The organism is Thiohalophilus sp. (genome assembly GCF_034522235.1).
GTDB lineage: Bacteria > Pseudomonadota > Gammaproteobacteria > UBA6429 > Thiohalophilaceae > Thiohalophilus.
The window spans coordinates 1,278,366-1,291,262 of record NZ_JAXHLN010000003.1 but is presented as its reverse complement, the minus strand read 5'-3'; the positions used below and the strand labels follow the sequence as shown (position 1 = coordinate 1,291,262).

Below are 12,897 nucleotides of genomic sequence, written 5' to 3'. Positions count from 1 at the left end.
TGGCCTGCCATCACAGGCGTTTGCTGTCATGCAAAATACACTACTACACATTATAGCCCCTCGCCAGCAGATAAATCTCGGGAGAACGGGGCCGTGAAGCCTTCGGTTTTCGGACAACCAATTTCGCGAAATGTTGCCGGATTTCGCGTTTAAATTCATCCAGACCCTCGCCGGTAAACGCCTTGATCAACATATCCCCGCCCGGCTTGAGGACTTTTTGCGCCAGCTCCAGACTCAGCTCGGCCAGATACATAGCGCGCGGCTGATCTACCGCCTTCATACCACTCATATTGGGGGCCATATCGGACATTACAAGGTCTACCGGCCGCCCCTCGAGCACCGCCAGCAAGCGCTCGTAGACCGGCTCTTCGCGAAAATCCCCCTCGATGAATTCGACGCCGGCAATCGCGTCCATGGGCAGCAGATCCAGCGCAATCACCCGCCCCTTGTCGCCGACTTTACGCGCGGCATATTCCGACCAGCCCCCGGGGGCCGCACCCAGATCCACTACGGTCATACCGGGTTTGAGCAGGCGGTCCCGCTCGTCAATTTCGATCAGCTTGTAGATGGCGCGACTGCGCCAGCCCTCCTGCTGAGCTTTTTTGACATAGGGATCGTCAAAATGCTCGGTGAGCCATTTTTTGCTGGTTCTGGAACGGGCCATGGGAATTCCAGTCGTCAGTTAGCAGTTGGCAGTCGTCAGTGGGGGTATGAATTGGTACAATTTACGGCCTTCACCATCCGGATTCCGCTTTCATGTCCCTGACCAGCAACCAGAAAAAATTCCTGCGCCAGCGCGCCCATCACCTCAAACCCGTGGTCATTGTCGGCCAGCATGGGCTGGGCGAGAACATCCTCGCCGAGGTCGACATCGCGCTGGCCCATCACGAGCTGATCAAGGTGCGGGTCAACGCGGCGGATCGCGAAGAGCGCCAGCAACTGATTGAACAGATCAGCGAGCACAGCCAGGCCGAACAGGTGCAGCTGATCGGCCATGTCGCGGTCTTTTACCGTCCGGCCGACGAGCCCAAAATTCAGCTGCCGCGCTGAGTATCCGGCTCCAGCCCGAAGATCACCAACACCAGGCCCGCCAGGCTGTTAAACAGAAACAGACTCGAAGAGAGGCCATGCAACATGCCAAAGCGCTGTTGCGCGGCGCTGCCCTCGTCCAGTCCCAGAGCCTTGAGCTCGGCCATCATCGGCTGCAGCACAAACTCACCCATCACGATCACCAGCAGCATAGCCAGCAAAACCCAGCGGCGCCACTGGCGCCAGCCGTTGAGCCAGTTTTTTTGAAAATGGGTCAGTAACAACAAACCGACGCAGACCAGCCCCACATAACTCATCGCACTGAACATCCTGCCCGCCAGCATCCCGGCCAGCGCTCGTTCCTCCAGCACCGAGAACAGCATTGGCGCCACCAGATACCCGGTAATCCACATCCCCCCGACCCACAGGGTCAGGGCAATGCGTTCAGGAATCGCGTAATTCATGGACATCATCCTGTAGAGAGTTCACTGGAAAATAACGCGGAGGGCGCAGAGGCGCAAAGACGCAGAGAAAACAAAATCATTTTAAACATTTTGATGTTGGGCACTGAAGTAATACTGAACCGCGATTCAAAATTTAAAATTCAACATTAAAAATTATCTTTCTCCGCGCCTCTGCGCCTCCGCGTCCTCTGCGTTCATTCCCAGAAGCACATCTACACGTATTTAACAGACACGATTTCGTAGTCGCGGTTGCCACCCGGCGCCTGGACGGTGACTTCGTCGCCTTCCTGTTTGCCGATCAGGGCGCGGGCGATCGGGGAGGTGATGGAGATCAGGTTCTGTTTGATGTCCGCTTCCTGTTCGCCGACGATCTGGTAGGTCACTTCCTTGTCGCCATCGATGTCGTACAGTTCCACCGTGGCACCGAATACGACCTTGCCGCCGGCGTTTTTGCCCACCGCCTGGACGTCGATGATTTCGGAGTTGGACAGGGCCGCCTCAATCTCCTTGATCCGGCCCTCGATGAAACTCTGTTGCTCGCGCGCGGCATGGTACTCGGCATTCTCCTTGAGATCGCCATGTTCGCGCGCGACCGCAATCGCTTCGATCACTTTCGGACGTTGCACGCTTTTCAGATCCTTGAGCTCGGCGCGCAGTTTATCGGCGCCGGCAGCGGTCATCGGTTGACGACTCATGCATTCATCTCCTGATGCAGATCCTGCAAACAATGTACCTTGATGTTGTTCAGATAGCGCAACGCCTCGCAGGTCGCTCGCGCGCCGGCCACGGTCGTGGTATAGCCCACCTTGTGATTCAACGCCTGGCGGCGGATTTCGTAGGAATCGGCAATCGCCTGCTGGCCTTCGGTGGTATTCACGATAAAGTTGATTTCGTCGTTTTTGATCATGTCGACGATATGGGGACGGCCCTCATTGACCTTGTTGACCCGTTGATTGGGCACACCGGCTTCGTTTAACGCGTCCGAGGTGCCACTGGTAGCCACCAGGTTGAACCCATGTTCGACCAGCTCCCGGGCCACCTCGACCGCCGCGCTCTTGTCGACATCGCGGACGCTGACAAAGGCGGTACCGGCGGCCGGCAGGGCCACGCCGGCGCCCAGCTGGGCGCGCCCGAAGGCTTCACCAAAACTGCGTCCCACTCCCATCACTTCGCCGGTGGACTTCATCTCGGGACCCAGCAGGGGATCCACGCCCGGGAATTTGACAAACGGGAACACCGCCTCCTTGACCGAATAATAGGGCGGAATACGCTCGCTCGTCATGCCCTGCTCCGCCAGGGTCTTGCCGACCATGCAGCGCGCGGCGATCTTGGCCAGCGGCAATCCCACGGTCTTGGAGACAAACGGCACCGTGCGCGAGGCGCGCGGATTGACCTCGATGACAAAGATCTTGTCACCCTGCACGGCAAGCTGGGCGTTCATCAGACCAATGACCTTCAGCTCGATGGCCATGGCCTTGACCTGTTCGCGAATCCGATCCTGAACTTCCGCGCTCAGACTGTAAGGCGGCAGGGAACAGGCCGAATCGCCGGAGTGCACACCGGCCTGCTCGATATGCTGCATGATGCCGCCGATCACCACACTCTTGCCATCGCACACCGCGTCCACATCCACTTCGATGGCATCGTTCAGGAAGCGGTCCAGCAATACCGGCGCGTCGGGGTAGACCTCGACTGCCGTGCGCATATAGCGGTCCAGATCCTCGGGCTGGTAGACGATCTCCATGGCCCGGCCACCGAGCACATAGGAGGGCCGCACCACCAGCGGGTAACCGATCTCCTCGGCCAGTTTCATGGCCTCGGCCTCGCTGCGCGCCGTGCGATTGGGCGGCTGTTGCAGATTGAGTTTGTCGATCATTGCCTGGAAGCGCTCCCGGTCCTCGGCCAGATCGATGGAGTCGGGTGAGGTACCGATAATCGGCGCGCCAGCCTCTTCCAGGTCCCGGGCCAGCTTGAGCGGGGTCTGGCCGCCGTATTGCACGATGACCCCGATCGGCTTCTCGATTTCGATCAGCCCCAGCACGTCTTCGAGTGTCAGCGGCTCAAAATAGAGCCGGTCCGAGGTATCGTAGTCGGTGGAGACCGTCTCGGGGTTGCAGTTGACCATAATGGTCTCGTAACCGTCCTCGCGCATGGCCAGTGCGGCGTGCACACAACAATAGTCGAACTCGATCCCCTGCCCGATGCGGTTGGGCCCGCCGCCAAGCACCATAATCTTCTTACGATCGGAGGCCTCGGCCTCGCACTCTTCTTCATAGGTGGAGTACATGTAGGCGGTATTGGTCGCGAATTCAGCGGCACAGGTGTCGACCCGTTTGTAGACCGGGCGAACATCCAGCTCGTAGCGATGCTGGCGCAGCACTTTTTCGCTGACCCCGACCAGTTTGGCCAGGCGGGTGTCGGCAAAGCCCTTGCGTTTGAGCTCGCGCATGCGTTCGGCGGTCAGCACCTTCATGCCCCCCTCGCGAACCTGCGCTTCGAGCTGAATGAGCTCTTCGATCTGGACCAGAAACCACGGATCGATCGCCGTCATCTCGTGCACGTCTTCCACGCTGAAACCGGCCCGGAAGGCATCGCCCACATACCAGATACGCTCGGGTCCGGTATTCTTTAACTGGGTACGGATCTTCTCCAGCGCATCGTCATCGTTGAGATCCACCATTTCATTGAAACCGTCGGCGCCGGTCTCCAGACCGCGCAGAGCCTTTTGCAGCGACTCCTGCTGGGTACGGCCGATGGCCATCACCTCGCCCACCGATTTCATCTGGGTGGTGAGTCGCGCTTCGGCCTGGGGGAATTTCTCAAAGGTGAACCGCGGTATCTTGGTTACCACGTAGTCGATGCTCGGCTCGAAGGAGGCCGGCGTGGCGCCGCCGGTAATCTCGTTTTGCAGCTCGTCCAGGGTATAGCCGACCGCCAGCTTGGCGGCCACCTTGGCAATCGGAAAGCCGGTGGCCTTGGAGGCCAGCGCCGAGGAGCGGGAGACCCGGGGATTCATCTCGATGATGATCATCCGACCATCGTCGGGGTTGATGGCAAACTGCACATTGGAGCCGCCGGTATCCACCCCGATCTCGCGCAGCACCGCCAGCGAGGCGTCGCGCATGATCTGGTATTCCTTGTCGGTCAGGGTCTGGGCCGGTGCCACGGTGATCGAGTCACCGGTATGCACCCCCATCGGGTCGAGGTTCTCGATGGAACAGATGATGATGCAGTTGTCCTTGTGATCCCGCACCACCTCCATTTCGTATTCCTTCCAGCCCAGTGCCGACTCCTCGATCAACAGTTCGTTGGTCGGCGACAGCTCCAGGCCACGCTCGCAGATCTCGACGAACTCTTCCTTGTTGTAGGCGATGCCGCCACCACTGCCGCCCATGGTAAACGAGGGACGGATGATGGTCGGAAAACCGATCGTCTTCTGCACCTCGTTGGCCTCGTCCATGCTGTAGGCCACTTCCGAATGGGGGAACTCGAGCCCGATCTTGCTCATCGCCTTGCGGAAACGATCCCGGTCCTCGGCCTTGTCGATGGCATCCATGGAGGCCCCGATGAGTTCCACGCCGTACTCCTCCAGCACCCCTTCGCGATCCAGATCCAGGGCACAGTTCAGCGCGGTCTGGCCACCCATGGTGGGTAACAGGGCATCGGGACGTTCGCTGGCGATAATGTTGCGCACGGTGGTCCATTCCACCGGTTCGATGTAGGTGCGGTCGGCCATCTCCGGATCGGTCATGATCGTGGCGGGATTGGAGTTGACCAGGATGACACGGTAACCCTCTTCCTTCAGCGCCTTGCACGCCTGCGCGCCGGAGTAGTCAAACTCGCAGGCCTGACCGATAACAATCGGCCCGGCGCCGACGATGAGAATGCTTTTGATGTCGGTACGTTTTGGCATAAGTCTTTTTAACCACCAAGGCGCCAAGACGCCAAGTTTAATGAGTTTTCCAGAATCATTGCATCACGCGGGATATCGCATAACACATGCATTTGCTTGCAACAAAAACCAACAAGTCACTTCTTGGTGTCTTCGTGTCTTGGTGGTTCACGCTTTTTGCTTTTTCAGCATATCAATGAACTTGTCGAACAACGGCGAAAGATCGTGCGGCCCCGGGCTGGCTTCGGGGTGCCCCTGAAAACTGAACGCCGGACGGTCGGTGCAGGCCACACCCTGTAGCGTGCCGTCGAACAGCGACCGGTGGGTCGCCTGAACGTTATCGGGCAGGGAGTCCTCGTCGATGGCAAAACCGTGGTTCTGGCTGGTAATCATCACCTGCTTGCTCTGCAGATCCTGGACCGGATGGTTGGCACCGTGGTGACCGAACTTCATTTTGACGCTTTTGGCGCCATTGGCCAGCCCCAGCAGCTGATGGCCGAGACAGATACCGAATAGCGGAACGCCTTTTTCGAGGATATGTTGTATCGCCTCGATAGCATAGTCACAGGGCTCAGGATCGCCCGGTCCGTTGGAGAGAAAGACCCCGTCCGGGTCCATGGCCAGCACCTCCTCGGCCGGGGTCGTCGCCGGCACCACGGTTACCCGGCAGCCACGATTGACCAGCAGGCGCAGGATGTTGCGTTTGACGCCATAGTCATAGGCCACCACCCGGTAGGGCAGCGCCTCTTCCACCATGGCGGGGACATTGGGATAGCCTTCCCCGGGGTTCCACACCCCTTCCAGCCAGTCATAGGCCGTGCCGGTGCTGACCACTTTGGCCAGATCCATGCCCTTGAGGCCGGGGAATTCACGCGCGGCCGCCAGCGCCTGTTGCTCGTCGATGCTGCTGCCGGCCATGATGCAGCCGTTCTGGGCCCCCTTTTCGCGCAGGATACGGGTCAGCTTGCGGGTGTCGATATTGGCAATCCCGACCACGTTGTTGCGCTGCAGATAGTTGTCCAGGGTCTCCTGGCTGCGCCAGTTACTGGCGGTGAGCGGCAGATCGCGAATGATCAGGCCATCGGCGAATACGGCGCGGGATTCTTCGTCTTCATGATTGGTGCCAACATTACCAATGTGCGGATAGGTCAGCGTAACGAGCTGTTTGGCGTAGGAAGGGTCGGTCAGAATCTCCTGATAACCGGTCATCGCGGTGTTGAACACCACCTCGCCCACGGTCTGACCGTCTATGCCGATAGACTCACCGTGAAAAATGGTACCGTCTTCCAACGCCAGCAGTGCCGGTTTTTTCAAGAGTCCTCCCTTGCGCGTGGCGCCTGCAAAAAGCGGGAGATACCAAACTGGAGTCTCCCGCTATGCAAAAATTCGCTTCAATTGTTCAGTCCGAGTTTAATTCAGACCTTCTTTATTCTAACCAAGTGGTCTTACGACCACAAGGAACGAGTGACGAGTCACGAGTCACGAGGGCAACCATAAAGCCGGCTAACCACCTGATTTTATTCCTAATATAAACAAACAATCATACCCGCAGAAAATAGAGTCGACTCACAAGTTCTCCTCGTCACTCGTCACTGTATGTGACGAAGGCCGAGGACGTCCTGCATGTCAAATAGCCCTGATCATGCTGCATGATCCAGTTGGCGGCGCGTACGGCGCCGTTGGCGAAGGTCATGCGGCTGGAAGCCTTGTGGGTAATCTCGACCCGCTCGCCCGCACCGGCAAACATAACGGTATGCTCGCCGACGATATCGCCGGCCCGGATCGTCTCAAAACCGATGGTCTGGCGATCCCGCTCGCCGGTATCGCCTTCGCGGCCGAACACGGCGCATTCCATCAGATCCCGACCCAGGGCATCAGCCACCACCTCGCCCATGCGCAGGGCCGTGCCGGAAGGCGCATCCACTTTATGCCGGTGATGGGCCTCGATGATCTCGACATCCACGCTGTCACCCAGTACCCGGGCGGCAATATCCAGTAATTTAAACGAGAGATTGACCCCGACACTCATGTTGGGGGCGAAGACGATACCCATGTGTTTGGCAACATGGGCAATCTGTTTTTTCTGCTCATCAGTAAAACCGGTGGTGCCGATGACCATGCGCTTGCCGGCGGCGCGGCAGATCTCCAGATGCAGCATGGTGGCTTCGGGACGGGTAAAATCAATCAGCACGTCAAACTGATCCGCCACCCGGGTCAGACTGTCATCCACCTTGATCCCAATCTTGCCGAGACCGGCCAGCTCCCCGGCATCCACGCCGACCATGCTGCTGCCCGGCCGATCCACCACTGCGCGGATCTCGGCCTGTGTATCCTGGTGTGTCGCTTCGAGCAGCACCCGTCCCATGCGCCCGGAGGCACCCACAATTGCAACCCTGGTCATGAGAAAACCCCTTTTTCAGAACCTCATATCTTCGAAGAATTTTTTCACCCCATCCAGCCAGGAGGCGGCACGCGGGCTGTGTTTGATGCCGTCTTCCTGCATGGCCTCATCGAGCTGCTGCAGCAGCTCTTTTTGCCGGTTGGTCAGGTTGACCGGGGTCTCCACCGCGATCTTGCACAGCAGGTCGCCCACCGCCCCGCCGCGGACCGACTTGACGCCCTTGCCGCGCATGCGGAACTGCTTGCCCGACTGGCTTTCCGGCGGCACCTTGAGTTTGACCCGCCCGTTCAGGGTGGGCACTTCCAGCTCGCCGCCCAGCGCCGCGACACCGATGCTGACCGGCACCTCGCAATGCAGATCGCTGCCGTCGCGCTGGAAGATGGGATGTTCCTTGACGTGAATGTGCACATAGAGATCACCGGGCGGCCCGCCGTTCTCGCCCGCCTCACCTTCACCGGCCAGACGAATACGATCGCCGTTGTCCACCCCGGCCGGCACCTTGACCGACAGGGTCCGGGTTTGCTCGACCCGACCGTGACCGTGGCAGGCGGTACAGGGATCGGTGATGATCTTGCCCGTACCCTGACAATGCGGGCAGGCCTGTTGGAGCGAGAAGAAACCCTGTTGCATCCGCACCTGACCGAGCCCTCCGCAGGTCGAACAGGTTGTCGGAGAGGAACCCTTTTTCGCCCCGCTGCCGTCACATTCTTCACAGGCGACATGGGTGGGAATGCGTACGCTGACGTCGCTGCCCTTGACCGCCTCTTCCAGGGTCAATTCCAGGTTGTAGCGCAGATCGGCGCCGCGATAGACCCGCTGGCCGCCGCGTCCGCCGCCCCCGCCGAAAATATCGCCAAACACGTCGCCGAAGATGTCGCTGAAGCTGGCGCCACCGAAGCCACCACCAAATCCGGCACCGCCACCGGCCGACCCCTCAACACCGGCGTGGCCGAATTGATCATAAGCCGCCCGTTTTTGCGGATCGCTCAGCACATCATAAGCTTCGCGGGCCTCCTTGAATTTTTCCAGGGACTCTTCATCATCCGGATTGCGATCCGGATGATATTTCATCGCCATGCGCTTGAAGGCTTTTTTGATCTCGTCATCACTGGCGTTTTTGGAAACACCCAGTGCGTCGTAATAATCCTGTTTGGCCATAATCGTTATTACTTTGTAGTGAGTGTGTTCGGTGTTTTCAGTGGTTTCGCTTTTACCGTACTACAACGCCGAAACTTACACAGTAATTGGCTGGATGCAGTTACCTGCATCCAGCCAGGGTAGTGACAGCCGAAAAAGTGACGACTTATTTCTTGTTGTCGTCCACTTCCTCGAATTCGGCGTCGACCACGTCTTCCTCGGCCTGGCCACCTGCTTCCGAGGCGGCTTCCGCACCGGCCTGAGCACCGGCACCGGCGGCACCCTGTTCAGCGTAGAGCCGTTCAGCCATCTTGGCGGATGCCTCGGTCAGGGCCTTGGTCTTGGCCTCGATCTCGTCCTTGTCGTTGCCGTTCATGACCTCTTCCAGATCCTTGATGGCCGCCTCAATCTTCTCCTTCTCATCGGCTTCCAGCTTGTCACCCAGCTCTTCCATGGACTTGCGGGTGGCATGAATCAGGTTATCGGCCTGGTTGCGGGCATCGACCGTTTCGTGGAACTTCTGGTCCTCGGCCGCATGGGCTTCGGCATCCTTGACCATCTGTTCGACTTCCTCCTCGGACAGACCGCTGGAAGCCTTGATCACGATCTTGTTCTCCTTGCCGGTCGCCTTGTCCTTGGCCGACACATTCAGGATACCGTTGGCGTCGATGTCCAGCGTGACTTCAATCTGCGGTACGCCGCGCGGGGCCGGCGGAATATCCTGCAGATCGAACCGGCCCAGCGACTTGTTGGCGTCGGCGCGTTCGCGTTCACCCTGCAGGACGTGGACGGTCACCGCATTCTGATTATCATCCGCGGTCGAGAACACCTGGGTCGCCTTGGTCGGGATAGTGGTATTTTTCTCGATCAGCTTGGTCATGACACCGCCGAGGGTTTCGATACCCAGTGACAGCGGGGTCACGTCGAGCAGCAGCACGTCCTTGACGTCGCCGCCCAGAACACCGGCCTGAATGGCTGCGCCCAGGGCCACGGCTTCGTCCGGATTCACGTCCTTGCGCGGTTCCTTGCCGAAGAACTCCTTGACCGCTTCCTGAACCTTGGGCATACGGGTCTGACCGCCGACCAGAATGACATCATCCACATCGGAGGCGGACAGGCCGGCATCCTTGAGCGCGGTCTTGCACGGCTCCAGGGAACGGGTGATCAATTCCTCGACCAGCGATTCGAGCTTGGCGCGCGTGATCTTGACGTTCATATGTTTCGGACCACTGGCATCGGCTGTGATATATGGCAGGTTGACATCGGTCTGCTGCGCGGAAGACAGCTCGATCTTGGCCTTCTCCGCACCTTCCTTGAGGCGCTGCATCGCCAGCGGATCGCCCTTGAGGTCGATGCCCTGTTCCTTCTTGAACTGTTCGGCCAGATAATCGATCAGGCGCTTGTCAAAATCCTCACCGCCGAGGAAGGTGTCACCGTTGGTAGAGAGCACCTCGATCTGGTGCTCGCCGTCGATGTCGGCGATCTCGATAATGGAAATATCGAAGGTGCCGCCGCCCAGATCATAAACCGCCAGTTTCTGGTCACCGCGCTTCTTGTCCATCCCGTAGGCCAGGGCGGCCGCGGTCGGCTCGTTGATGATGCGCTTGACGTCCAGCCCGGCGATCTTGCCGGCGTCCTTGGTGGCCTGGCGCTGGGAGTCGTTGAAATAGGCCGGCACAGTAATGACCGCTTCGGTCACTTCCTCACCGAGATAGTCCTCGGCCGATTTTTTCATCTTCTGCAGGACCTTGGCGGAGACTTCCGGCGGAGCCATTTTCTTGCCGTTGACTTCCACCCAGGCGTCGCCGTTGTCGGCCTTGATGATGTTGTAGGGCACCATGTTGATGTCCTTCTGGACTTCATCATCCTGGAATTTGCGGCCGATCAGGCGTTTGATGGCAAACAGCGTATTTTCCGGGTTGGTGACGGCCTGACGCTTGGCGGACTGGCCCACCAGGGTTTCGTTGTCCTTGGTATAGGCCACGATGGACGGCGTGGTGCGGTCACCTTCGCTGTTTTCGATTACCTTGGCCTTGCCGCTTTCCATAATAGCGACACAGGAATTGGTAGTACCAAGGTCGATTCCGATTATCTTACCCATTGTTCAGTTCTCCACATTTTGCGCGTTGTTCGATTCTCAAAAACTGTTAGTGACTTCATAGATAGGGGCATTAGCAGTGAGATCAAGCCTGCTGATCCCCCTTTGTACCCTTGTCGTCCGTCTCTGGCGCCCGGGAGACAATCACCATGGCCGGGCGAATCAAGCGATCATTGAGCATATAGCCCTTTTGCATCACGTTTATGACGGTATTGGGGGCCTTGTCCGGGGTTTCAACCGTCGACATGGCCTGATGTTGCTCCGGATTGAAGGGTTCATCCAGCGGGTCGATGGGCTGGATATTGAACTTGTCCATAGCGCCCTCGAGCATGCGCAGGGTCAGCTCGGTGCCCTCCTTGATCTTCTCGACGCTGGCCTCTTCCTGCTCGGCGGCGGCCACGCCCATTTCCAGACTGTCGCGCACCGCCAGCAGCTCCTGGGCGAAGCGTTCCAGGGCGTACTTGTGGGCATTTTCCAGCTCCCGCTCGGTACGGCGGCGCAGGTTGTCCATCTCAGCATTGGCGCGCAGCAGGTTGTCCCAGTTCTCCTGGGCGCGGTTTTCGGCCTCGGTCAGTTTGGCCTGCAACTCCTCGACGCTGTCGGCCTCCAGGGGGGCGCGGGACTCGCTCTCGTGCCGGGCCTCCGTGTCGCCGGGGTGGTCCTGGGACTGTTGATCGGTCACGTCTGTGTCACTCATGCTCTACTCCGAAGCGTTGCGATTACCTGAAAATTGTTCGAATCTGTGTGGAATTATGGGGGAATATGGGGATGATTATTCCGAGGTCAAGAGTGACCCCAGTAATTTGGCGGTCACATCCACCACCGGAATCACCTGGTCGTAGGCCATGCGGGTCGGACCGATGACCCCCAGTACCCCCACCACTTCATCCTGCATCTTGTAGGGCGAAGTCACCACCGAGCACTCCCCGAAAGCAGCATAGCCGGACTCCTCGCCGATGAAGATCTGCATCCCCTCGGCGTGAATCGACTTGTCCAGAATATGCAGGATGTCCTGCTTGGTCTTGAGCGCCTCGAACAGCTGACGCATACGATCCATGTCACCCATTTCGGCGTAACTCATCAGATTGGTCTCGCCGTGCACCACATAGTCGGCACTCTGGCTGGTCTGGATCACCTCGTCGGCCATCTGCACCGCCAGTTGCATGATCTGGTGCATGTCGTCGCGAATCTCTTCCATATGTTTGAGGACTTGCGAGCGGATACCTTCGAGATCGTGGCCGGCGAATTCGCTGTTGAGATAGTTGGCGGCCTGCTGCAGTTCCGACGTCGTATAGCTGCGGTCCGTGTGAATGATGCGATTCTGGACCTGTTGATCATTGATCACCAGAATCACCAGCACCCGGTTGGCCGACAGCGGCAGAAATTCGATATGTCGTAACTGTACCGCGCCGGGACGCGGCAGCATGACCAGCCCGGCCATACGGGTCATGCTGGAAAGCAGATTGGAGGCCTGATCGATTAACACCTCGGGATCGTCGATACGATACAGCTCATCCCGAAACTGCTCGATCAGGCTGCCGCGCAACGGGCGCACGGTCAGCAGATTATCGACAAACAGGCGATATCCGCGTACTGTGGGAACGCGACCGGCGGAAGTATGCGGCGCCTTGACCAGCCCCATATCTTCCAGATCCGCCATCACATTGCGCACGGTCGCCGGGCTGAGATTCATCCCCGACTCACGGGACAATACCCGCGAGCCGACCGGCTGACCGTCCTGGATATAACGTTCTATCAGCGTTTTTAGCAGCAACTGGGCGCGATCATTTATAATCGGATCGTTCGTCACGGCACATCCCGGTCTGGTCAAATGGAGGTATGATTAGCACTCGTCAGAATAGAGTGCCAGTCGCGA

General features: G+C 58.7%; 10 protein-coding genes and 1 pseudogene. 1 reads left to right on the top strand and 10 read right to left on the bottom strand.

The window, feature by feature from the left end:
* Positions 1 to 43: 43 nt before the first annotated feature.
* Positions 44 to 664: a 23S rRNA (uridine(2552)-2'-O)-methyltransferase RlmE gene (gene rlmE / locus U5J94_RS09285; RefSeq protein WP_322565361.1), complete on the bottom strand. Its 621-nt coding sequence runs from the start codon at positions 662 to 664 to the stop codon at positions 44 to 46.
* A gap of 92 nt (positions 665 to 756) precedes the next feature.
* Here rlmE and yhbY point away from each other — a divergent pair, with 92 nt between their 5' ends.
* On the top strand, positions 757 to 1,050 hold the full coding sequence (yhbY, locus tag U5J94_RS09280; protein ID WP_322565360.1) for a ribosome assembly RNA-binding protein YhbY: 294 nt from the start codon (positions 757 to 759) through the stop codon (positions 1,048 to 1,050).
* Here yhbY and U5J94_RS09275 read toward each other — a convergent pair.
* From U5J94_RS09275 to hrcA, 9 genes and pseudogenes are all read right to left on the bottom strand, one after another.
* Positions 1,035 to 1,493: a DUF4149 domain-containing protein gene (locus U5J94_RS09275; RefSeq protein WP_322565359.1), complete on the bottom strand. Its 459-nt coding sequence runs from the start codon at positions 1,491 to 1,493 to the stop codon at positions 1,035 to 1,037. The genes yhbY and U5J94_RS09275 overlap by 16 nt on opposite strands.
* Before the next feature lie 212 nt (positions 1,494 to 1,705).
* Positions 1,706 to 2,188, bottom strand: a complete 483-nt coding sequence (gene greA / locus U5J94_RS09270; RefSeq protein WP_322565358.1) for a transcription elongation factor GreA — start codon at positions 2,186 to 2,188, stop codon at positions 1,706 to 1,708.
* Positions 2,185 to 5,406, bottom strand: a complete 3,222-nt coding sequence (gene carB / locus U5J94_RS09265) for a carbamoyl-phosphate synthase large subunit (RefSeq protein ID WP_322565357.1) — start codon at positions 5,404 to 5,406, stop codon at positions 2,185 to 2,187. The genes greA and carB overlap by 4 nt, the downstream gene beginning before the upstream one ends.
* A 147-nt stretch (positions 5,407 to 5,553) precedes the next feature.
* Positions 5,554 to 6,699: a glutamine-hydrolyzing carbamoyl-phosphate synthase small subunit gene (gene carA, locus U5J94_RS09260; protein WP_322565356.1), complete on the bottom strand. Its 1,146-nt coding sequence runs from the start codon at positions 6,697 to 6,699 to the stop codon at positions 5,554 to 5,556.
* Positions 6,700 to 6,974: 275 nt separating this feature from the next.
* Positions 6,975 to 7,786 (bottom strand): annotated as a pseudogene (dapB, locus tag U5J94_RS09255) (4-hydroxy-tetrahydrodipicolinate reductase).
* 15 nt (positions 7,787 to 7,801) lie between these two features.
* Entirely contained in the window at positions 7,802 to 8,944 is a 1,143-nt protein-coding gene (dnaJ, locus tag U5J94_RS09250) for a molecular chaperone DnaJ (protein ID WP_322565354.1), read from the bottom strand.
* Between the two features lie 145 nt (positions 8,945 to 9,089).
* A complete protein-coding gene (gene dnaK, locus U5J94_RS09245) occupies positions 9,090 to 11,024 on the bottom strand; it encodes a molecular chaperone DnaK (RefSeq protein ID WP_322565353.1) in 1,935 nt (644 codons plus the stop codon).
* 82 nt (positions 11,025 to 11,106) lie between these two features.
* Entirely contained in the window at positions 11,107 to 11,703 is a 597-nt protein-coding gene (grpE, locus tag U5J94_RS09240) for a nucleotide exchange factor GrpE (protein WP_416224212.1), read from the bottom strand.
* 90 nt (positions 11,704 to 11,793) lie between these two features.
* Positions 11,794 to 12,831, bottom strand: a complete 1,038-nt coding sequence (gene hrcA, locus U5J94_RS09235; RefSeq protein ID WP_322565351.1) for a heat-inducible transcriptional repressor HrcA — start codon at positions 12,829 to 12,831, stop codon at positions 11,794 to 11,796.
* Positions 12,832 to 12,897 lie beyond the last annotated feature (66 nt).